Origin of the sequence: Pseudomonas sp. W2I6 (genome assembly GCF_030815935.1) — a bacterium.
Lineage (GTDB): Bacteria > Pseudomonadota > Gammaproteobacteria > Pseudomonadales > Pseudomonadaceae > Aquipseudomonas.
This window is the reverse complement of the sequence record NZ_JAUSXJ010000001.1, coordinates 4,099,537-4,119,376: the sequence shown is the minus strand read 5'-3', so window position 1 is coordinate 4,119,376 and position 19,840 is coordinate 4,099,537. Positions and strand designations below refer to the sequence as shown.

Here is a 19,840-nt window from a genome sequence, read left to right as displayed (position 1 = left end):
ACCCTTGTGTTTGAAGGCCAGGCGCCTCAGGCACAGAAGCTGCAATGCCTCTGGCAAACCATTCGCCCGAGAGCGTTGTATGTCTGTACTGCCTGTATCTGCCGATTACCCGATTCACACGCCCCACGCCGAGTTGATCCGCGACGAGGCCCACGCACTGGCCGTTGCCCACCGGGTTGCTGCCGTGTTGCTGGAGCAGGACGCCGAGCGCGACCGCACCCGCCAGGTGCCTGCGGAGGTCGTCGACCTGTATTCCAACAGCGGCCTGTGGGGCATCAGCGTGCCCCGCGAGTTTGGTGGTGCCCAGGTGTCCTACGCGGTGTTGGCCCAGGTGATTGCGATTATCTCGGCGGCCGACCCTTCGCTGGGGCAAATCCCGCAGAACCATTACTGCCTGCTGGAAGATATCCGCCTGCAAGGTACGCCCGAGCAGCAGGCGTACTTTTTTGGCCTGGCGCTGGAAGGGCATCGGTTTGCCAATGCGCTGTCGGAAACCGGCGGCAAGAACGTCCAGGACATCCAGGCGACCATTCGCCAGCAAGGCGATGGCTATGTGATCAACGGTCGCAAGGGTTATTGCACCGGTTCGCTGTATGCCCACTGGCTGGCGGTGCTGGCGCTGGATGAACAGCAAAATGCGCAATTGGCGTTCGTGCCGCGCGGCACTGAAGGCCTGGTGGTGGTCGACGACTGGGACAGCATGGGCCAACGCACCACCTCCAGCGGCACGGTGCTGGCCGAAGGCTTGAAGGTGCCGGCGTTCAATCTGTTTCCTACCCATCGTTCCTACGATTCGCCGACCCTGGCCGGGCCTTTCGCTCAATTGACCACCGCCGCCATCGATGCCGGCATCGCCCGTGCCGCGTTGCGTGACACGGTGCAGTTCGTCCGTCAATTCGCCCGTCCATGGATCGATGCCGAGGTGGAAAAAGCCAGTGAAGACCCGTTGACTATCATCCAGGTCGGCGCGCTGGATATTCGCCTGGAAGCGGCGGAAGCCTTGCTGGAGCGGGCCGGAAAGGCCCTGGACGCCGCGCGCCCGGCACCCGATGAAGACAACGTTGCCCACGCCTCCCTGGCTGTCGCGCGAGCCAAGGTACTGACCACTGAAATCGCCATTGAAGCCAGCAACAAGCTCTTCGAACTCGGCGGCACCCGCTCCACCCTGAAGAAGCACAACTTCGACCGTCACTGGCGCAATGCACGGGTGCATACCCTGCATGACCCGGTGCGCTGGAAGTATCACGTGGTGGGCAACTGGCTGCTCAACGGCGCCAAGCCACCGCGTCACGATTGGTCCTGAACCATGGCCGAGCTGTTTAAAAACATCTATTGGGCCGACATCGGCCAAGCCTGCCTGGAAACCCTGAGCATGCTCAGCGCGGCCCTGGGTTTTACCGTGCTGCTGGGGTTGCCGCTGGGGGTGCTGTTGTTCCTCACCGGCAAGCGCCAGTTGCACGAAACCCTGGTGGTGTATCGGGCGCTGTCGGTGGTGGTCAACGTGCTGCGCTCGCTGCCGTTCATCATCCTGCTGATTGTGCTGATCCCGGTGACCACCTTGCTGGTGGGCACCTCCCTGGGCGTGGCCGGCACCATTCCGCCGTTGGTGGTGGGCTGTACGCCGTTCTTTGCGCGGCTGGTGGAAACCGCCTTGCGCGAAGTCGACCGTGGCGTGGTGGAGGCCACCCAATCCATGGGCGCCAGCACCTGGCAGGTGATCCGCCACACGCTGTTGCCGGAAGCCCGGGGCGGGCTGCTGGCAGCGGTCACTGTCACCGCGATTGTGCTGGTGGACTACACCGCCATGGCCGGGGTGATCGGTGGCGGTGGCCTGGGCGACCTGGCTATCCGCTACGGCTATCAGCGTTTCCAGACCGACGTGATGGTGGTCACCGTGTTGCTGCTGTTGGTGCTGGTGCAGGCCCTGCAGATGACCGGTGACCGTTTGGTGGCGCATTACAGCCGCCGTTGATTCCTATAACTAATGCCTTCGGAGCAACCATGAAAAAATCCCTGGCCATCTTGGCCGCTGTCTTGTCCTTCAATGCCGTTGCCAACGAGACGCTGGTCGTCGGCGCCACGCCCGTGCCTCACGCCGAGATCCTCGAGTTCGTAAAGCCGGTGCTGGCCAAGGAAGGCGTGGACCTGCAAATCAAGGTCTTCACCGATTTCATCCAGCCCAACCAGCAACTGGCGCTGAAGAACATCGACGCCAACTACTACCAGTACCGGCCATTCCTGGATGACTACAACAAGACCCGGAATACCAACCTCGTGCCGGTGGTCGGTGTGCACATCGAGCCTTTCGGCGCGTACTCGACCAAGATCAAAAATATCTCGGAGTTGAAAGACGGCGCGACAGTGTCGATCCCCAACGACCCGGTCAACACTGGCCGCGCCTTGGTGCTGCTGGACGAAGCCGGCCTGATCAAGCTCAAGGACCCGAGCAACACCCTGGCCACGCCGCGGGATATCGTTGAAAACCCCAAGCACCTGAAAATTCGTGAACTGGAAGGTGCGTTGCTGGCCCGCTCGGTGAGCCAGGTGGACCTGGCGTTCGTGTTTGCCAACTACGCCCTGGAAGCAGGGATCGACACCAACAGCGCGTTGATCGTCGAGAAGGGCAAGAGCCTGTATGTGGAGTACCTGGTCGCGCGCCCGGACAACATCAATGACCCTGGCATCCAGAAACTGGCCAAGGCGTTGAACTCCGATGAAGTGCGCCAGTTCATCCTGACCCGCTATAAAGGCCAGATTGCCCCGGGATTCTAAGTCTGACGGCGATCAAAATGTGGGAGCGGGCTTGTGTGGGAGCGGGCTTGCTCGCGAAGGCGGTGGATCAGCCACTGCATCTGGCGACTGACACCCCGCTTTCGCGAGCAAGCCCGCTCCCACATTGATCGAGTTTTACCCCGCCATTATGTGGACGGCTCCAAGAGTTGTGCCCCAGGCCCGCGCTCACCCAGTACGTCGTCGTGATTGCGCAGCGGGCACGCCTCCAGCGACAGGCACCCGCAGCCAATACAGCCGTTGAGTTTGTCCCGCAGCAACATCAGTTTTTCGATGCGCTGGTCCAGGTCCTCACGCCATAGCGCAGACAGGCGCTCCCAATCGGCAGCGTTGGGCGTGCGGCCATCGGGCAAGGTTTGCAGCGCGTCATGGATCGTCGCCAGGGGAATGCCCAAACGCTGGGCAATCTTGATCACCACCACCCGGCGCAACACATCCCGCGGATAGCGCCGCTGGTTGCCGGCGTTGCGGTGGCTCTTGATCAACCCCTTGGTTTCATAAAAGTGCAGCGCGGTAACCGCCACGCCACTGCGGGCTGCCAGTTGGCCGACGGTGAGTTCTTTGGTGACCATGAAAAAGCCCTTGACCTTGACTTAACTAGAGGTTTTACCCTGCGTGGCATCGAATCGCAAGATTGTGCCTACAGTGAGAGGGGAATGTTCATGCAGGTATTAGAGAAGAGTCTGAGTTTTACCCAGATGGTCGAATTCCACATCGAGCCTCAGCAGCAATCGGCTTTGGTGGCGGCCCTGTCATCGCAAAGCGAGCGCCTGGCCCAGGGCCATGGCGGCTTCATCAATGCCAGCGTGCAGGTCAGTGATGATGGGCGCCGGGTGCTCAGCTACCTGCAATGGCGCTCCCGCGAGGAGGGGGAAGCGGCCTTCAAGTGTTTTGAGCACGGTGAGGAAGACTTCTGGACGCTGATCCGCGCCCACCAGGCCACGGCAGTGACCTTCGGTTCGTTCCAGGTGCTGCGCAGTATCGAGCGCAGCCATGACAACGCTCTGCACTGCCGCCTAAATTGACAGGTGCAGCATGCGTTCGCCCTGTACGTTTTCGCCGGGGCGTCGCTTGTTCACCGCCAGCTCGCCGATCTTGATCAAACGGGTACGGGTCACGTTGCGGCTCAGGCCCAGCAGGTTGGCGGTGTGCACCTGGTTGTAATGGCTGAAGCGGTAGGCGGCGCGCAGCAGCGCATCCTCGACCTTTTCATGCAGGGCCCCGGCCTGTTCCTCGAAGAGCTTTTGAAAGGCGCGTTCCAGCAGGGCTTCGGCGCTGTTGTCGGTGCCGTGCTGGCTGTCGTCCTGACGCTCGATGCGCATGTTCGACAGGCGCAGGTCGTCGCGCTCGATCACCCCGTTGCGGCAGATCAGCAGGGTATGGTGGATCACGTTTTCCAGCTCGCGGATGTTGCCCGGCCAGCTGTAGCTTTTGAGCTTTTGCTCGGCCTCGCGGCTGATGGTGATCGGGCCGTAACCCAGGCGCTGGCTGTAGGCTTCGATGAAATGCCGGGTCAGTGGCAGGATGTCACCGGGCCGATCCCGCAGGGGGCTGAGTTCGAGGCTGACCACGTCTAGGCGGTAGTACAGGTCTTCGCGGAAATGCCCGGCATTGATGGCTTTCTCCAACTGAACGTTGGTGGCCGCCAATACCCGCACGTCGATGGGAATGCTTTTGCGTGAGCCCAGGCGCACCACTTCGCGTTCCTGCAGTACCCGTAGCAGCTTGACCTGGATCGCCATCGGCAAGTCGCCGATTTCATCGAGGAACAAGGTGCCGCCGTCCGCCTCTTCGAACCAGCCGGCCTTGGCACTGAGGGCGCCGGTGAAGGCGCCTTTTTCATGGCCGAACAGCTCGGCTTCCACCAGGGACTCGGAAAACGCGCCGCAGTTCACGGCCACGAAGGGCCGGTTGCGCCGGGCGCTGAGGTTGTGGATATGGCGCGCCACCAGCTCTTTACCGGTGCCGGTTTCGCCGATGATCAACACGCTGGCTTCGCTGGGCGCGACTTGCTGGATGTGCGCCAGCAGCGCCTGGGATTTGGGGTCTTCGAAGACCTGGGCCGTGGCGCGGATCGAGGTCGCAAGAGCGGGCGAGGGCGGTAAGGTTAAAAGCTGCATGGGCACCTCTTCTAGGAGTAGAACGTGGGAATCGGCAGGGACTGGTTCAACGCCCAGTCCCCCAGTTCGTGGAGCTTGTAGTCCACCGGGTCGTGCAAGGTTTGCGTGCGCAGGTTGCGCCAGTGCCGGTCCAGGCGCAGCGAGGCGTGGGTGGAGCGCGCGCCGGTGACTTCGAACAGGCGGCTGCACAGCTCCAGGCCGTTGCGGGTGGCGGCGACCTTGGCCGTGGCGATGGCGATGGCCAGCTCGCCGCGCTCGCTTTCACTGAGGCTCGGACCCTTGGCCCAGGCCTGGTCCAGCAGTTCGGCGGCGCGTTCCACCAGCAGGCGCACGCCTTCCAGCGCGACCCAGAATTCGCCGTAGTGGTTGAGCACGTAAGGGTCCTGGCGAATGTCCTGCACCGTGGATTTATGCCAGGGCCGGGTTTCGGTCAGGGTGTAATTCCGGGCTTCGGCAAAGGCGCCTTCGGCGATGCCGAGGAACATATGGGTGAAGGTCAGTTGAGCGATCAGCGGGCGCAGGCAGGCGAAGGGCGTACTCAGCGGGCCGGGATCGAGGAGCAATTCCGACTCTTCCACGCGTACCCGTTCGAAGCTGGCGCTGCCGCTGTCAGTCTGGCGCTGGCCGATGTTGTTCCAGTCATTGTGCAGGGTGATGCCACTGCGCCCGCTGGGGATGGCCGCGATCAGCAGCTTGCCGCCGGCGCTTTCATCCACCGCCGAGGCGATCAGCATTTCCGAGTCGCTGGCTCCGGAGCAAAAGCTCTTCTTGCCTGAGAATTCGCGCCAGCCGTTGTAGGCTTTGACCACCGTGCGCGTGTCCAGCGGGTTGAGGGCGTTGCCCCAGAACCAGTTCTTGCGCGCGGTTTGTTCGAACCAGGGTTGCCATTGCTCCGGGCGTGAGAACAGGCGAACGGTGGCGAGCATCAGGTGATGAAAACCGAAGACGTGGGCGATGGAGCTGTCGACCTTGGCGAATTCGCGCACGATCTCCAGGGTTTCGCTCCAGCGGGCGCCGAGGCCGCCGTACTGGGTGGGAATGCTCAGGGCCAGCAAGCCGCTTTGGCGCAGGGCGTCACGTTCGGTCTTCGGTGTGCCGCCGCGCTCGTCGCGTTCGACGGCAGTGAGGGCAAATTCGGCGGCCAGCAGTTTGGCGGTCTGCAAGGGTGAGGGCAGGACGCTGTTGGGTTTGGCTGTCACGCGGTATTCCTCATGGTGTGCCGGGGCGTGCCCCGGCAGACGGCAGGTCAGGCCTTGGCTTTTGCCGGCAGGACGTCGTTGGCAATCATTTCGCCGAACGGCCCGGTGAGGTTGGTGACGCCGCGCCCGGCCAGGCTGGCGTAGGGTTCCGGCAGCAGCGGGAACACCAGTTCGGCAAAGCGATACGCCTCTTCCAGGTGCGGGTAGCCGGAGAAGATGAAGCTTTCGATGCCCAGGTCTGCGTATTCCTTGATGCGCTCGGCGACTTGCTGAGGGTTGCCCACCAGGGCCGTGCCCGCGCCGCCACGTACCAGGCCGACGCCGGCCCACAGGTTGGGGGCGATCTCAAGGTTGTCGCGGCGCCCGTCGTGCAGGGCGGCCATGCGCCGCTGGCCTTCGGAGTCAAAGCGCGAGAAGGATTTTTGCGCGGCGGCGATGGTCTCGTCGCTGATGTGCTCGATCAGTTTGGCCGCGGCTTTCCAGGCGTCTTCTTCGGTTTCGCGCACGATCACATGCAGGCGAATCCCGAATTTGACGGTGCGCCCGTGGCGGGCGGCGCGCTCACGCACGTCGGCGAGTTTCTCGGCGACGGCGGCCGGTGGTTCGCCCCAGGTCAGGTACACGTCGACTTGTTCGGCGGCGAGGTCGTGGGCAGCGTCCGAGGAACCGCCGAAATACAGCGGTGGATATGGCTTCTGCACCGGTGGGTAAAGTGCCTTGGCGTTCTGCACGCGCAGGTGTTTGCCTTCGAAATCCACCGATTCGCCTTGCAGCACGCGGCGCCAGATCTTGAGGAATTCGTCGGTCACTTCGTAGCGTTCGCTGTGATCGAGGAAGCTGCCGTCGCCGCGGTTTTCGTCGGGGTCGCCGCCGGTCACCACGTTGATCAACAGGCGGCCATTGGACAGCCGGTCGAGGGTGGCGGCCATGCGTGCGGAGACGGTTGGCGAGATGATCCCCGGGCGAATCGCCACCAGGTAACGCAGGCGTTCGGTCAACGGCACCAGCGCCGAGGCAATCACCCAGGAGTCTTCGCAGGAGCGGCCGGTGGGAATCAGCACGCCGTGGTAGCCGAGGTTGTCGGCGGCCTGGGCGACTTGTTTCAAATAGTTGAGGGTGACCGGGCGAGCACCCTGGGTGGTGCCCAGGTAGTGGCCGTCACCGTGTGTAGGCAGAAACCAGAAAACATCCATGACAAATCCTTAAGCGATTTTCAGCAGAGAGGTGGGATGCGCGGCAAACAACGGCGCGGCGCGTTCTGCAGCAAGGCGAATGCGGGCCTTCAAGGGCTCACTGGTTATGTGGTAATCGGTGAAATCGGCCTCGGTGGCGTATACGCCAATGGGCAAGGTCAGGGCCTGGAAGAAACTGAACAGCGGGCGCAACTGGTGATCGAGTACCAGTGCGTGGCGTTCGCTGCCGCCGGTGGCCGCCAGCAACACCGGGGTGTTGATCAGGGCGTTGAGGTCGACCAGGTCGAACAGGTGTTTGAGCAGGCCGGGGTAGGAGCCGCGATACACCGGCGCGGCAACGATCAGCAAGTCGGCCTGTTCGATGGCCTGCAGTTGCGCTTCGACGTCGGCGGGCAATTCCTGGCGGGACAGTGCGCCGCCCAGCGGCCGGGCAATGTCGCCCAGTTCGATCAGGGTGGCCTGGATCGGCAATTGATCGGCCAGTTCGGCCAGCACCGCCTGGGTCAACACCAAGGTGCGGGACGGACGCCAGGTTCCGCCGGAGAGGGCAACGACATTCAATGGACGGGTCATCAACAGTTCCTTTTTCAACAGTGGCTCAGGGCAAGAGCAGTAGCAGGGCTTGAGCAAGAGCTGTACCAAGCTGTGCAGCCCTTGACTGGCGTGGCCTCTGTGCCAGGTGTTGGAAAATGGTGGTGTTGTCTGCCTGGTGTTTTGTTGAATGACTGTTGCCTGGGCAACAGTTGCCAGGCGAACAGTGGCGTGAGTGTTGAGGCCATTTATAGAGGGTTGTGTTTATTCCGTAAATGAACGTATTTCCATATTTATAGATCTACATGGAATATAAGGCGCGACTATCAGAAGTGTCGCAAAGGTTGATAGCGACTATCACGGCTGATGATTTTTCACCGTGCAGGGGCGGGAGTAGCCTGTACTCATTGACTTCAGCCCGTTTCGCAGGACCTTCGCCATGAACCGTTTTCTCGCCATTTCCGTATTGCTTGTCACCTCAGTCCTTGCCGGTTGTGCGACACATTCGTCGCCCGAACTGCGTGGCTACTCGGCCGAGGAGAGCAAGGAACTGGCGCTTGAAGCCCTGAGCCGTCGAGGCCTGTCATTTGATGAATACCAACAGAAGAAAGCCGAACTGACCGGCCGGCCACAGAACACCTTCGGTTTCGACCGTCAGGGTGAGATGAATGCCGAGCGCAGCATGACGCTGCACGGTCGCCCCAGTTGAGTCAGTGGCGAGGTCTGAAAAGCCCGAGGTTTCCCACAGGAACCTCGGGCTTTTTGTTTGCCATCCGTTTCCCGGAGCCTGTTAAGCTGAATTTCAGGAGCGTTCCTACGCACTTTTAAATAAAGTGGTCTTTCTTTAACGGCACGGGATCAGGTAAACCATCTTCCTTCCTGATTGCGGCCCCTGAGACGTTGTTCTCGGGAACCTGCTCTGCGAGTCTTTAACGTCATGAATAAACGTCCGCTGTATTTCGACTACGCCGCCACCACGCCGGTGGATGAGCGGGTCATCCAGGTGATGGTTGAGTGTCTGGGCTTCAATGCCAACTTCGGCAACCCTGCGTCCAGTTCCCACGCGTTCGGCCAACAGGCCCGGCAAACGGTTGAGCAGGCACGGGGCCAGGTGGCTGAGTTGGTCGGCGCCGAGCCGGCACAGATTGTCTGGACCTCCGGTGCCACCGAGTCCAACAACCTCGCCATCAAGGGCGTTGCCCAGGCGCGCGGCGTGGCCGGCGGGCACATCATCACCAGCCAGATTGAACACAAGGCCACGCTCGACACCGCTCGCCAGTTGCAGGAAGCCGGGGTTGCCGTGACGTACCTGGTGCCGGACGCCGAGGGTTTGATCAGTGTCGAGGCGGTGAGCGAAGCATTGCGTGAGGACACCTTCCTGGTGTCGCTGATGCTGGTGAACAACGAGCTGGGCACTCTTAACGATATCCGGGCGATTGGCGCACGCGTGCGCGAGCATGGCGCGCTGTTTCACGTGGATGCGGCGCAGGGCGCAGGCAAGGTCGAGATTGACCTGGCCGAATGGCCAGTGGACCTCATGTCATTTTCCGCACACAAACTCTATGGTCCCAAGGGTATCGGCGCGTTGTACGTCGGCCCACGTGCGCAGCAGAAAGTGCTGGCGCAGATTCACGGCGGTGGCCATGAAGGTGGTTTGCGTTCGGGCACCCTGGCAACTCACCAGATTGCCGGCATGGGTACCGCGTTTGCCCTGGCGGCAGCGTCCTTTGCTGAAGAAAAGGCGACCATCGTTGCCTTGCGCGAGCGCCTGCTGGAACAGCTGAATACAATTGCCGGGGTGCGCCTCAATGGCAGCCTTACCCAACGCATTCCCCACACCCTGAGCCTGACGTTCAGCGAAGGCGAGTTCAATTCCGCCGCCTTGAGCGCGGGCATTGCCTTCTCGGCCACTTCGGCCTGCAATTCGGCGAGCAATGCACCGTCCCATGTGCTTCTGGCGCTGGGCCATGATGCCCGCAGCGCAGGTCGCACCATTCGCTTGAGCCTCGGGCGGTTTACCACCGAGCAGGATATCGATCAGGCGGTACAGCTGATCAAGGCCGCGCTGGCCAGCGCACCGGCTTTCTGGGCCGTTTGACCCCATAACAATTATTAGTGGTTAGCAGGAGACACGATGAGCACACAGCCTTTGACCCATGGAACGGTTCCCCAGCGCCTGGCGCACACCCGCGAACTGATGAGCCGCGAGGGCATTCATGCCCTGTTGGTGCCGTCGGCGGACCCGCACTTGTCCGAATACCTGCCGGGTTACTGGCAGGGCCGTCAGTGGTTGTCGGGTTTCCATGGGTCGGTGGGCACGCTGATTGTTACTGCGGATTTTGCCGGTGTATGGGCAGACAGCCGCTATTGGGAACAGGCGACCAAGGAACTCAAGGGCAGTGGTATCGAGTTGGTCAAGCTGCAACCCGGCCAGCCCGGGCCGCTGGAATGGCTCGCGGAGCAGACGCCGGAAGGCGGCGTGGTGGCCGTTGATGGTGCGGTCATGGCCGTGGCCTCGGCGCGCACCCTGGGCAGCAAGCTGGAGGCACGTGGTGCACGCTTGCGCACGGATATCGACTTGTTGAATGAAGTCTGGCAAGACCGTCCAACCTTGCCGAACCAACCGATCTATCAACATCTGCCACCCCAGGCCACCGTCAGCCGTGGCGAGAAGCTCGCAGCCCTGCGTGCCAGCTTGAAGGAAAAGGGGGCCGACTGGCATTTCATCGCGACCCTGGATGACATTGCCTGGCTCTTTAACCTGCGGGGTGGCGACGTTTCGTTCAACCCGGTGTTTGTCTCGTTTGCCTTGATCGGCCAGCAGCAGGCGACGCTGTTTGTGGCCCTGAGCAAAGTCGACGCCGAGCTTCGCGCGGTGCTGGAACAGGATGGCGTGACCCTGCGCGATTACAGCGAAGTCGCAGCTGCGTTGAAGGACATTCCTTCGGGCGCGAGTGTGCAGGTCGACCCGGCCCGGGTGACCGCCGGCTTGCTGGAAAACCTGGGCAGTGGCGTCACGCTGATCGAGGGGCTTAACCCGACCACCTTGGCCAAATCGCGCAAGAGCCTGGCGGACGCCGAGCACATTCGCCAGGCCATGGAGCAGGATGGCGCGGCCCTGTGTGAATTCTTCGCCTGGCTCGACAGCGCGTTGGGCCGTGAGCGCATCACCGAACTGACCATTGATGAGCACCTGACGGCAGCGCGTACCCGTCGTCCGGGTTATGTGTCGCTGAGCTTCAATACGATTGCCGCATTCAACGCCAACGGCGCGATGCCGCACTATCACGCGACCGAGGAAGAACACGCGCTGATCGAGGGCGATGGCTTGCTGCTGATCGACTCGGGTGGCCAATACCTGGGCGGCACGACCGATATCACGCGGATGGTGCCTATCGGGACGCCAAGCGAAGAGCAGAAGCGCGATTGCACGCGGGTGCTCAAAGGTGTGATTGCCTTGTCCCGCGCGCATTTCCCCAAGGGCATTCTTTCGCCGCTGCTGGACTCGATTGCCCGTGCGCCGATCTGGGCCGAAGGCGTGGACTATGGCCACGGCACCGGTCATGGCGTCGGCTATTTCCTCAATGTGCATGAAGGCCCGCAGGTGATCGCGTACCAAGCCGTCGCGGCGCCGCAAACGGCAATGCAGGCAGGCATGATTACCTCCATCGAGCCCGGCACTTACCGGCCGGGCCGCTGGGGTGTGCGCATCGAGAACCTGGTGTTGAACCGTGAAGCGGGCAAGACCGAGTTTGGCGAGTTCCTCAAGTTCGAGACACTCACGCTGTGCCCGATCGACACCCGTTGCCTGGAGCCGTCGTTGCTGACGGTGGAAGAACGCCAGTGGTTCAACGATTACCACGCGCAAGTCCTTGAGCGCCTGAGCCCGCTGCTCAGTGGCGCGGCACTGGAATGGTTGCAGGTGCGTACGGCCGCTATCTGAGGGGCTGCAGTTCGGGCGCCTGGGTCAGGGCATCGGCCATGTAGTCGATAAACGCTTTGACCCGGGCGGACTGGCGGCGATTGGGTGCCGAAACGGCATGAATCGGCAGCGACTGCGGGGTGTAGTCCTGCAGCAAGGCGACCACCCGGCCGGCCTTCAGGTCATCAAAGAACAACCATAGGGGCGACAGCGCAATGCCGTGCCCCGCCAATACCATCTCGCGTATAGCCTCGGAGTTATTGCTCTGGGCGTTGCCCTTGATCTTGACGCTGTGCCGCGTCCCGTCCTTTTCGTAGCCCCATTGGTTCTGGCTGCTGAGCAGGTTGAACAGCAGGCAATTGTGCCGGGCCAGCTCTTGCGGTGTTTGCGGCGCCGGGTGTTTGGCCAGATAGGCCGGACTGGCGAGGGTGACCCGGTGAGTAGTGCCGATCTGCCGGGCGATCAGGCCGCTGTCGCGCAACTCGCCGATGCGCAGGGTAACGTCCAGGCCTTCGCTGACCAGGTCCTGATTTTGATCGTTCAGTTGCAGGTCAACCTGTACCTGTGGGTATCGATCGAGAAATCCCGCCAGGCGTGAGGCGATGTGCAGGCGACCGAAGCTCACCGACGAGCCAATGCGTAACGGACCGGCGACAGCCTCCTTGCCGGACTGGAAGCTGTGTTCTGCAGCATCCACCGCCGCGAGGATTTGTCGGCAATGGCTGTAGTAGCGCTGGCCTTCGTCTGTCAGGGAGAGTTTGCGGGTGCTGCGGGAAATCAGCTTGCCGCCCAGTTCTGTCTCCAGTGCACGCAGTACTTTGCTGATAGTGGGCTGAGTGGTCTGCATCTCCCGGGCAACCGCAGAGAAACTCCCGCGCTCGATCACTCGAACGAAAATGGCCATTGCGTTGAGCTTATCCATGGGGCTACCGATTCATGCCAAATGAGCATGGTCACTATAGCCGTTTGGCGTCTTATCGGCATGAATGGCCGGGCACATCATGGTGATCACTTCCTGATGAATCGAGATCGCGACCATGACTGATACAACTCAAATGCACGCCCTGGTGGTGGATGTGGCGAATGGGCCGTTACGGCTGGCAACGATTCCAAGGCCGACGCCTGGGGATGGTGAGGTGCTGGTGAAGATCAAGGCCAGTGGCCTCAACCCGTTGGATGGGAAAATTCGAGCAGGCGAGGCGGCCCATGCCCGTCAGCCGTTGCCGGCTGTGATTGGCTTGGACTTGGCGGGGATCATCGAGACGGTGGGCCCGGGTATCAACGAGTGGAAGGCGGGCGACGAAGTGTACGCCCTGGCGACGGGAGTGGGCGGCCTCCAGGGTTCGTTGGCGGAGTTTGCCGTGGTGGATGCGCGCTTGCTGGCGAGAAAACCCGTGACCCTGAGCATGCGCGAAGCCGCGGCATTGCCGCTGGTGCTGATCACCGCATGGGAAGGGCTGGTGGACCGTGCGCATGTAGGCCCGGGGCATAAAGTACTGATTCAGGGCGGTGCGGGTGGTGTAGGACATGTCGCCGTGCAAGTGGCTAATGCATTTGGCGCCGAGGTGTTTGCGACCGGTTCAGCCAGGCAGCGGGCGTTGATCGAGGGGCTGGGCGCTACGTTTATCGACTACCAACAGCACACCGTCGAGGAGTATGTAGCCTTGCACACGGCGGGCGAAGGTTTTGACATTGTGTATGACACGGTGGGCGGGCCGACGCTGGATGCATCCTTCCGGGCGGCCAGGACTTATCACGGGCATGTGCTGAGTTGTCTTGGCTGGGGTTCTCATAGCCTGGCGCCGTTGTCGTTTCGCGGGGCGACTTACTCCGGGGTGTTTACCCTGCTGCCGATGCTGACGGGCAAGGGGCGGGAGCACCACGGGCAGATCCTTGCCGAGGCGGCGCAGTTGATTGATGACGGGAAGCTCACGCCGATTCTCGACGGGCGTCAATTCGACCTGGACTCGGCAAACGCCGCCTGCGAGTTACTCGCCGGCGGCGCTCAAGGGCGTCTGGTGATTGAAATCTAGCTCAGCGCTTCGCGGACAAACTCCAGGCGGTCCTGGCCGAAAAACAACTGGTCGTCGACGAACATCGTAGGTGCCCCGAATACGCCGCGCTGGATGGCGTGCTCGGTATTGTCTTTGAGGGTGGCCTTGACGGCATCGTCATTCGTCAACGCGAGGACTGCTTCGGGATCAAAGCCGTGTTCAGCCAGCACCGCAGCCACCACAGCAGGATCACCCAGGTGACGGCCTTCTACCCAAAGGGCACGGAACAGGCAATCGATGAAATCCTGAAAACGCTCGGGTTGGCGCATTTGGACACCGGTGACAGCGCGCATCAGCGTCAATGTATTGATGGGGAAGTGTGGGTTGAACTTGAGCGGGACGTTGTAGCGCTGGGCGTAGCGTGCCAGGTCCTGGAACATGTAGCGACCTTTGGCGGGAACGGTGGCCGGTGACGCATTGCCGGTGGCCTTGAACACCCCGCCCAGCAGCATTGGCTTGTAAATCAGCTGGGTGCCGGTTGCAGCGCACAGGCCTGGAAGTTGGGTATAGGCCAGATAGGTGGCAGGGCTGCCGAGGTCGAAGAAAAATTCTACTGTTTTACTCATGCTGGATACTCGCAGTTTATTGTTATGGGGCGCGCTTACCAGGGTTCATTCCAGGGGCGCAGGTCCAGCTCGAAGGTCCAGGCGTCCCGGGGCTGGCTGTGCAGGTACCAATAGTTATCGGCGATGTGGTCCGGATTGAGAATGCCGTCCTGATCCTTGAGGGCGTATTTTTGCGGGAAGTTGTCGCGGATGAAGTCGGTGTCGATGGCGCCATCCACGACGACGTGGGCGACGTGGATATTCCGTGGGCCCAGTTCGCGAGCCATGCTTTGCGCCAGTGCACGGATCCCGTGTTTGGCTCCAGCGAACGCGGCAAAGCCGGCGGCTCCACGCAACCCGGCCGTGGCACCGGTAAACAGGATGGTGCCGCGGTTACGGGTGACCATGCGCTTGGCCACTTCCCGCGCGTTGAGGAAGCCTGAGAAACAGGCCATCTCCCAAATCTTGAAGTACTTGCGGGCGGTTTCTTCCAGGATGCTGCACGGCACATTGGCGCCGATGTTGAACACGAAGGCTTCGATGGGGCCCAGCTCGGTTTCAATCCGCTCGATCAGCGCGATAACGTCTTCTTCCTTGCGGGCATCGCAGGCAAAGCCATGCGCCTCGCCACCTGCTGCGTGGATGCTATCCACCAAGGGTTGCAGTTTATCGGCGCTGCGCCGGGTGACGCAGGCGACGTAACCCTCACGGGCGAAACGCTTGGCGATGGCACCACCTGTGGCATCGCCGGCACCCACTACCAGTACGATTTTCTTGTTGTTCGTCATGGGAGATCCTTTAGTAAACGATCGTTTGCCAAACGAACGTTATGCTACGATTCAGCAGGCGTCAAGCTGACAGCACAGTGGAGGAAGCGATGCGATATTCGGCTAGTCACAAGCAGCAAACCAGGGAAAAGCTTCTGAACAGCAGTGCGGCACTGGCGAAGAAAGAGGGTTTTGCCAGTGTCGGGGTGGATGGCTTGATGAAGGCCATTGGCTTGAGTGGCGGTGCGTTTTATAGCCACTTCGCTTCGAAGGATGAATTGTTCAGTTCGATTGTCGAGCGTGAGTTGAGCCACAGCCTTGAGCGATTGAATGGCGACGGGGTGCAAAGCCGTGAGCGGCTGGATCGCTGTTTGAAGTTCTACCTGAGCATGGCCCATGTGGAGCAATCCGAAGCCGGATGTGCGTTGCCGAGCCTGGGGGCGGAGATTGCGCGATCTGATGTGGCCGTTCGTCAACAGGCGCAGGACTGGATTTGCCGATTGCAGGTGGGGTGGGCAGCAACACTGGGCAGCGAGGCCCTGGCGTGGTCGATTCTGTCGCAATGCATCGGCGCCCTGGTGGTGGCGCGGATGATGGTCGACCCGCAGGTGCAGGCACAGGTCCTGTCATCGAACTACGAGGTGCTCAGCCAGCAGCTGTCGAGGCTGTGAGGTCATCGACAGTTACTTGCAGATGACAATCATGCTTCGGCTTGTGTAGCCGGCGGGGTTAAGACCGAACGGGTAGTCGCCTGGGTCTTCGGCGTTGTCCCCCGACTTGGCGATGACTTTATAGCCTTTGGCGCCACACGAATTAGCTGCACTGGCGTAGCACTGGTCCCAGGAAGAGGACAGGCCTGAGCAGTTGATATGCAGGCCCTTCTTTCCCCGTTTTACTTCGGTCTTGGTGGTCGCGGCACAACCTGCAATTGCCACAATCATGAACAGCATCAAAATTCGCTTCATTACTATCCTTAATAGCCGCCTCGCTTAAGTGCACGAAGCTGGCTTTGCTCGCTCTCGAGTGTAGCGTTCATGATGTCCTTATCGAAAATCTCCATGAATGACACTGGGTTACGACCTAAACATGGCCTAATTGAGCGGCAAATGCCATAGCTACGTCAAATCCTGAATCAATCGGCTGGAACGAGTGGTTTTGATTCGTTACGCATGGTCAGGGTTGCACCCACCGAGGCCAGGATAATGCAGGTGATGGCCAGCCATTGCGCCAGGGACAAGTGCTCTTGAAGGAAAAACAGCCCGGACAGGGCGCCGAACGCGGGTTCGATACTCATCAGGGTTCCGAACGTGCGGGCTGGCAGGCGAGTCAGGGCGACCATCTCCAGGGTGTAGGGCAGGGCGGTGGATAAAACCGCGACACCAATGGCGATCGGGATCAGCGAGGGTGTGAGGAGTGCGGCGCCCGCGTGGACGATACCTATCGGTGCAACAAACAACGCTGCAATCATTACGCCGAGGGCCGCAGTCTGAACGCCATTGTCGGCGCCGGCCTTTTGGCCAAACAGAATGTAGAGTGCCCAGCACGCACCTGCGCCGAGTGCATAGGCGGCGCCTGTGAGGTCAATGCCGCTGCTGGCTTCGTCCACTGGGATCAATAGCAGAAGTCCGACAATCGCCAAGGCTATCCAGAGAAAGTCTACGGCGCGTCGCGAAGCGTAGATGGCGACTGCCAGTGGGCCGGTGAATTCGAGGGCTACTGCAATTCCCAGCGGAACGGTGCGCAGCGACATATAGAAGAGGAAGTTCATTCCCCCCAGCGCCATCCCGTAGACGATCACCGTCTGCAACGACTTGGCTGTCAGCTTGGCGCGCCATGGGCGTAAAAGGAGCAGCATGATCACACTGGCGAAAATCAGGCGCAGGGTGGTGGTGCCCTGGGCGCCCACGATGGGGAACATGCTTTTGGCGAGTGAGGCGCCTGATTGAATAGAGGCCATGGCAATGAGTAGCAGGCCGACCGGAAACAGTGTCGAAGCCAGGCTACGCGGGGAAGTGGTCATTGAGGGTATTCGTCCGAGGTCGTATTGAAAGAAACCGAGTGGCTATGATGCTTAACTGTTGAGCGTTGGGCAATATATTGCTCAATTAGTTAAGGGGTCCTTCCTATATAGACGAATTCCGTGATTGTCGGGATGGATTGATAGAAAAGCTGAATTAAGGGTTGACGGCAGATTCTGGAAGTCTATAATTCGCCCCACTTCCGGCGCAGTCGAAACGGAAAACTCCTTGGTAAACAAAGAGTTATGTAGGTTTCGACGGCGAGCTGCTTCAGGTCATCGAAGCCCAGAAGGAGTTAGTAAGGCAGTGTTGTTTGGCCCTATTAACGTTTCGATCTTCTCGGTCGAAAGCGGAGAAAAAGAGGTGTTGACAGCAGCGTGTAACGCTGTAGAATTCGCCTCCCGCTAACGAGAGATCGGAAGCGCAAGTGGTTGAAGTTACAAAGGAAACTTTGAAAACTTCTGAAAATAATCACTTGACAGCAAATGAGGCTGCTGTAGAATGCGCGCCTCGGTTGAGACGAAAGATCTTAACCAACCGCTCTTTAACAACTGAATCAAGCAATTCGTGTGGGTGCTTGTGGAGTCAGACTGATAGTCAACAAGATTATCAGCATCACAAGTTACTCCGCGAGAAATCAAAGATGTAACCAACGATTGCTGAGCCAAGTTTAGGGTTTCTTAAAAACCCAAAGATGTTTGAACTGAAGAGTTTGATCATGGCTCAGATTGAACGCTGGCGGCAGGCCTAACACATGCAAGTCGAGCGGTAGAGAGAAGCTTGCTTCTCTTGAGAGCGGCGGACGGGTGAGTAATGCCTAGGAATCTGCCTGGTAGTGGGGGATAACGTTCGGAAACGGACGCTAATACCGCATACGTCCTACGGGAGAAAGCAGGGGACCTTCGGGCCTTGCGCTATCAGATGAGCCTAGGTCGGATTAGCTAGTTGGTGGGGTAATGGCTCACCAAGGCGACGATCCGTAACTGGTCTGAGAGGATGATCAGTCACACTGGAACTGAGACACGGTCCAGACTCCTACGGGAGGCAGCAGTGGGGAATATTGGACAATGGGCGAAAGCCTGATCCAGCCATGCCGCGTGTGTGAAGAAGGTCTTCGGATTGTAAAGCACTTTAAGTTGGGAGGAAGGGCAGTAAATTAATACTTTGCTGTTTTGACGTTACCGACAGAATAAGCACCGGCTAACTCTGTGCCAGCAGCCGCGGTAATACAGAGGGTGCAAGCGTTAATCGGAATTACTGGGCGTAAAGCGCGCGTAGGTGGTTCGTTAAGTTGGATGTGAAATCCCCGGGCTCAACCTGGGAACTGCATTCAAAACTGACGAGCTAGAGTATGGTAGAGGGTGGTGGAATTTCCTGTGTAGCGGTGAAATGCGTAGATATAGGAAGGAACACCAGTGGCGAAGGCGACCACCTGGACTGATACTGACACTGAGGTGCGAAAGCGTGGGGAGCAAACAGGATTAGATACCCTGGTAGTCCACGCCGTAAACGATGTCAACTAGCCGTTGGGAGCCTTGAGCTCTTAGTGGCGCAGCTAACGCATTAAGTTGACCGCCTGGGGAGTACGGCCGCAAGGTTAAAACTCAAATGAATTGACGGGGGCCCGCACAAGCGGTGGAGCATGTGGTTTAATTCGAAGCAACGCGAAGAACCTTACCAGGCCTTGACATCCAATGAACTTTCTAGAGATAGATTGGTGCCTTCGGGAACATTGAGACAGGTGCTGCATGGCTGTCGTCAGCTCGTGTCGTGAGATGTTGGGTTAAGTCCCGTAACGAGCGCAACCCTTGTCCTTAGTTACCAGCACGTAATGGTGGGCACTCTAAGGAGACTGCCGGTGACAAACCGGAGGAAGGTGGGGATGACGTCAAGTCATCATGGCCCTTACGGCCTGGGCTACACACGTGCTACAATGGTCGGTACAGAGGGTTGCCAAGCCGCGAGGTGGAGCTAATCCCAGAAAACCGATCGTAGTCCGGATCGCAGTCTGCAACTCGACTGCGTGAAGTCGGAATCGCTAGTAATCGCGAATCAGAATGTCGCGGTGAATACGTTCCCGGGCCTTGTACACACCGCCCGTCACACCATGGGAGTGGGTTGCACCAGAAGTAGCTAGTCTAACCTTCGGGAGGACGGTTACCACGGTGTGATTCATGACTGGGGTGAAGTCGTAACAAGGTAGCCGTAGGGGAACCTGCGGCTGGATCACCTCCTTAATCGACGACATCAGCTGCTCCATAAGTTCCCACACGAATTGCTTGATTCATTGAAGAAGACGATAAAGAAGCAGCCCGAAATTGGGTCTGTAGCTCAGTTGGTTAGAGCGCACCCCTGATAAGGGTGAGGTCGGCAGTTCGAATCTGCCCAGACCCACCAATTTTGTGTGGGAAACGCCTGTAGAAATACGGGGCCATAGCTCAGCTGGGAGAGCGCCTGCCTTGCACGCAGGAGGTCAACGGTTCGATCCCGTTTGGCTCCACCACTACTGCTTCTGTCTTGAAAGCTTAGAAATGAGCATTCCATCACTGTGATGGTGAATGTTGATTTCTAGTCTTTGATTAGATCGTTCTTTAAAAATTTGGGTATGTGATAGAAAGATAGACTGAACGTTACTTTCACTGGTAACGGATCAGGCTAAGGTAAAATTTGTGAGTTGCTCTTTATGAGCAAGAATCGAATT

Annotated in this window: 19 protein-coding genes, 2 tRNA genes and 1 rRNA gene; 12 read left to right on the top strand and 10 right to left on the bottom strand. The window is 59.7% G+C overall.

What is annotated here, in order from left to right; genetic code table 11:
- Positions 1-79: 79 nt before the first annotated feature.
- From QF039_RS18835 to QF039_RS18825, 3 genes are read left to right on the top strand one after another with little or no spacing between them, the layout of a single operon-like run.
- Positions 80-1,303, top strand: a complete 1,224-nt coding sequence (locus tag QF039_RS18835) for an SfnB family sulfur acquisition oxidoreductase (protein ID WP_307520041.1) — start codon at positions 80-82, stop codon at positions 1,301-1,303.
- A gap of 3 nt (positions 1,304-1,306) precedes the next feature.
- Positions 1,307-1,972 (top strand): methionine ABC transporter permease, encoded by a 666-nt coding sequence (locus tag QF039_RS18830; protein ID WP_008430846.1) that lies wholly within the window; start codon positions 1,307-1,309, stop codon positions 1,970-1,972.
- Between the two features lie 29 nt (positions 1,973-2,001).
- On the top strand, positions 2,002-2,772 hold the full coding sequence (locus QF039_RS18825; RefSeq protein WP_102369600.1) for a MetQ/NlpA family ABC transporter substrate-binding protein: 771 nt from the start codon (positions 2,002-2,004) through the stop codon (positions 2,770-2,772).
- A gap of 146 nt (positions 2,773-2,918) precedes the next feature.
- Here QF039_RS18825 and soxR read toward each other — a convergent pair whose 3' ends face one another.
- Positions 2,919-3,362 (bottom strand): redox-sensitive transcriptional activator SoxR, encoded by a 444-nt coding sequence (gene soxR, locus QF039_RS18820; protein ID WP_008430848.1) that lies wholly within the window; start codon positions 3,360-3,362, stop codon positions 2,919-2,921.
- 90 nt (positions 3,363-3,452) lie between these two features.
- Here soxR and QF039_RS18815 point away from each other — a divergent pair, with 90 nt between their 5' ends.
- Entirely contained in the window at positions 3,453-3,815 is a 363-nt protein-coding gene (locus QF039_RS18815; RefSeq protein WP_032898632.1) for an antibiotic biosynthesis monooxygenase, read from the top strand.
- On the opposite strand, the gene QF039_RS18810 is transcribed toward QF039_RS18815, so the two are convergent.
- The 4 genes from QF039_RS18810 to msuE are packed head-to-tail and all read right to left on the bottom strand — an operon-like array spanning position 3,807 to position 7,875.
- Positions 3,807-4,910 (bottom strand): sigma-54-dependent Fis family transcriptional regulator, encoded by a 1,104-nt coding sequence (locus tag QF039_RS18810; RefSeq protein WP_003210127.1) that lies wholly within the window; start codon positions 4,908-4,910, stop codon positions 3,807-3,809. The genes QF039_RS18815 and QF039_RS18810 overlap by 9 nt on opposite strands.
- A gap of 11 nt (positions 4,911-4,921) precedes the next feature.
- A complete protein-coding gene (locus tag QF039_RS18805) occupies positions 4,922-6,109 on the bottom strand; it encodes an acyl-CoA dehydrogenase family protein (RefSeq protein ID WP_003210129.1) in 1,188 nt (395 codons plus the stop codon).
- A 47-nt stretch (positions 6,110-6,156) separates the two neighbouring features.
- Positions 6,157-7,302, bottom strand: a complete 1,146-nt coding sequence (gene ssuD / locus QF039_RS18800; RefSeq protein ID WP_003210130.1) for an FMNH2-dependent alkanesulfonate monooxygenase — start codon at positions 7,300-7,302, stop codon at positions 6,157-6,159.
- A gap of 9 nt (positions 7,303-7,311) precedes the next feature.
- On the bottom strand, positions 7,312-7,875 hold the full coding sequence (gene msuE / locus QF039_RS18795) for an FMN reductase (RefSeq protein WP_003210131.1): 564 nt from the start codon (positions 7,873-7,875) through the stop codon (positions 7,312-7,314).
- 397 nt (positions 7,876-8,272) lie between these two features.
- Here msuE and QF039_RS18790 point away from each other — a divergent pair, with 397 nt between their 5' ends.
- The 3 genes from QF039_RS18790 to QF039_RS18780 all read left to right on the top strand — a co-directional run bounded on the left by QF039_RS18790 (position 8,273) and on the right by QF039_RS18780 (position 11,776).
- Complete coding sequence (locus QF039_RS18790) at positions 8,273-8,542, top strand: hypothetical protein (RefSeq protein ID WP_003210133.1); 270 nt, start codon at positions 8,273-8,275, stop codon at positions 8,540-8,542.
- Positions 8,543-8,770: 228 nt separating this feature from the next.
- Positions 8,771-9,931, top strand: coding sequence for a cysteine desulfurase family protein (locus tag QF039_RS18785; RefSeq protein ID WP_087695274.1), 1,161 nt, complete (start codon positions 8,771-8,773; stop codon positions 9,929-9,931).
- 36 nt (positions 9,932-9,967) lie between these two features.
- A complete protein-coding gene (locus QF039_RS18780; protein WP_008430859.1) occupies positions 9,968-11,776 on the top strand; it encodes an aminopeptidase P family protein in 1,809 nt (602 codons plus the stop codon).
- Here QF039_RS18780 and QF039_RS18775 read toward each other — a convergent pair.
- Positions 11,769-12,677, bottom strand: a complete 909-nt coding sequence (locus QF039_RS18775) for a LysR family transcriptional regulator (RefSeq protein WP_307520029.1) — start codon at positions 12,675-12,677, stop codon at positions 11,769-11,771. The genes QF039_RS18780 and QF039_RS18775 overlap by 8 nt on opposite strands.
- A 115-nt stretch (positions 12,678-12,792) precedes the next feature.
- On the opposite strand from QF039_RS18775, the gene QF039_RS18770 reads away from it, so the two are divergent.
- Positions 12,793-13,788 carry a zinc-dependent alcohol dehydrogenase family protein gene (locus QF039_RS18770; protein WP_307520027.1) on the top strand — a complete coding sequence of 332 codons (996 nt, stop codon included), beginning with the start codon at positions 12,793-12,795 and terminating at the stop codon, positions 13,786-13,788.
- Here QF039_RS18770 and QF039_RS18765 read toward each other — a convergent pair.
- Together QF039_RS18765 and QF039_RS18760 are read right to left on the bottom strand one after the other, a co-directional pair.
- Positions 13,785-14,375 carry a 2-hydroxychromene-2-carboxylate isomerase gene (locus QF039_RS18765; RefSeq protein ID WP_008430864.1) on the bottom strand — a complete coding sequence of 197 codons (591 nt, stop codon included), beginning with the start codon at positions 14,373-14,375 and terminating at the stop codon, positions 13,785-13,787. The genes QF039_RS18770 and QF039_RS18765 overlap by 4 nt on opposite strands.
- Positions 14,376-14,410: 35 nt before the next feature.
- Positions 14,411-15,142: an SDR family oxidoreductase gene (locus tag QF039_RS18760; protein WP_003210139.1), complete on the bottom strand. Its 732-nt coding sequence runs from the start codon at positions 15,140-15,142 to the stop codon at positions 14,411-14,413.
- Between the two features lie 89 nt (positions 15,143-15,231).
- Here QF039_RS18760 and QF039_RS18755 point away from each other — a divergent pair, with 89 nt between their 5' ends.
- Complete coding sequence (locus QF039_RS18755) at positions 15,232-15,792, top strand: TetR/AcrR family transcriptional regulator (RefSeq protein WP_008430866.1); 561 nt, start codon at positions 15,232-15,234, stop codon at positions 15,790-15,792.
- A gap of 12 nt (positions 15,793-15,804) precedes the next feature.
- Here QF039_RS18755 and QF039_RS18750 read toward each other — a convergent pair whose 3' ends face one another.
- Together QF039_RS18750 and rhtA are read right to left on the bottom strand one after the other, a co-directional pair.
- Entirely contained in the window at positions 15,805-16,086 is a 282-nt protein-coding gene (locus QF039_RS18750) for a hypothetical protein (protein ID WP_003210144.1), read from the bottom strand.
- 167 nt (positions 16,087-16,253) lie between these two features.
- Entirely contained in the window at positions 16,254-17,141 is an 888-nt protein-coding gene (gene rhtA / locus QF039_RS18745) for a threonine/homoserine exporter RhtA (RefSeq protein ID WP_307520023.1), read from the bottom strand.
- A 698-nt stretch (positions 17,142-17,839) separates the two neighbouring features.
- On the opposite strand from rhtA, the gene QF039_RS18740 reads away from it, so the two are divergent.
- The 3 genes from QF039_RS18740 to QF039_RS18730 all read left to right on the top strand — a co-directional run bounded on the left by QF039_RS18740 (position 17,840) and on the right by QF039_RS18730 (position 19,642).
- Positions 17,840-19,376 (top strand): 16S ribosomal RNA (locus QF039_RS18740).
- An 83-nt stretch (positions 19,377-19,459) separates the two neighbouring features.
- A tRNA-Ile gene (locus QF039_RS18735) sits at positions 19,460-19,536 on the top strand.
- 30 nt (positions 19,537-19,566) lie between these two features.
- A tRNA-Ala gene (locus QF039_RS18730) sits at positions 19,567-19,642 on the top strand.
- Positions 19,643-19,840: the final 198 nt, after the last annotated feature.

Excerpts from the sequence above, each read along its gene's own strand:
- QF039_RS18790 (WP_003210133.1), top strand. The coding sequence starts at position 8,273 with ATGAACCGTTTTCTCGCCATTTCCGTATTGCTTGTCACCTCAGTCCTT.
- QF039_RS18810 (WP_003210127.1), bottom strand. The coding sequence starts at position 4,910 with ATGCAGCTTTTAACCTTACCGCCCTCGCCCGCTCTTGCGACCTCGATC.
- QF039_RS18830 (WP_008430846.1), top strand. The coding sequence starts at position 1,307 with ATGGCCGAGCTGTTTAAAAACATCTATTGGGCCGACATCGGCCAAGCC.
- ssuD (WP_003210130.1), bottom strand. The coding sequence starts at position 7,302 with ATGGATGTTTTCTGGTTTCTGCCTACACACGGTGACGGCCACTACCTG.
- QF039_RS18785 (WP_087695274.1), top strand. The coding sequence starts at position 8,771 with ATGAATAAACGTCCGCTGTATTTCGACTACGCCGCCACCACGCCGGTG.
- QF039_RS18825 (WP_102369600.1), top strand. The coding sequence starts at position 2,002 with ATGAAAAAATCCCTGGCCATCTTGGCCGCTGTCTTGTCCTTCAATGCC.
- QF039_RS18765 (WP_008430864.1), bottom strand. The coding sequence starts at position 14,375 with ATGAGTAAAACAGTAGAATTTTTCTTCGACCTCGGCAGCCCTGCCACC.
- QF039_RS18780 (WP_008430859.1), top strand. The coding sequence starts at position 9,968 with ATGAGCACACAGCCTTTGACCCATGGAACGGTTCCCCAGCGCCTGGCG.
- msuE (WP_003210131.1), bottom strand. The coding sequence starts at position 7,875 with ATGACCCGTCCATTGAATGTCGTTGCCCTCTCCGGCGGAACCTGGCGT.
- QF039_RS18750 (WP_003210144.1), bottom strand. The coding sequence starts at position 16,086 with ATGAAGCGAATTTTGATGCTGTTCATGATTGTGGCAATTGCAGGTTGT.
- QF039_RS18775 (WP_307520029.1), bottom strand. The coding sequence starts at position 12,677 with ATGGATAAGCTCAACGCAATGGCCATTTTCGTTCGAGTGATCGAGCGC.
- soxR (WP_008430848.1), bottom strand. The coding sequence starts at position 3,362 with ATGGTCACCAAAGAACTCACCGTCGGCCAACTGGCAGCCCGCAGTGGC.
- QF039_RS18760 (WP_003210139.1), bottom strand. The coding sequence starts at position 15,142 with ATGACGAACAACAAGAAAATCGTACTGGTAGTGGGTGCCGGCGATGCC.
- QF039_RS18835 (WP_307520041.1), top strand. The coding sequence starts at position 80 with ATGTCTGTACTGCCTGTATCTGCCGATTACCCGATTCACACGCCCCAC.
- QF039_RS18815 (WP_032898632.1), top strand. The coding sequence starts at position 3,453 with ATGCAGGTATTAGAGAAGAGTCTGAGTTTTACCCAGATGGTCGAATTC.
- QF039_RS18755 (WP_008430866.1), top strand. The coding sequence starts at position 15,232 with ATGCGATATTCGGCTAGTCACAAGCAGCAAACCAGGGAAAAGCTTCTG.
- QF039_RS18770 (WP_307520027.1), top strand. The coding sequence starts at position 12,793 with ATGACTGATACAACTCAAATGCACGCCCTGGTGGTGGATGTGGCGAAT.
- rhtA (WP_307520023.1), bottom strand. The coding sequence starts at position 17,141 with ATGACCACTTCCCCGCGTAGCCTGGCTTCGACACTGTTTCCGGTCGGC.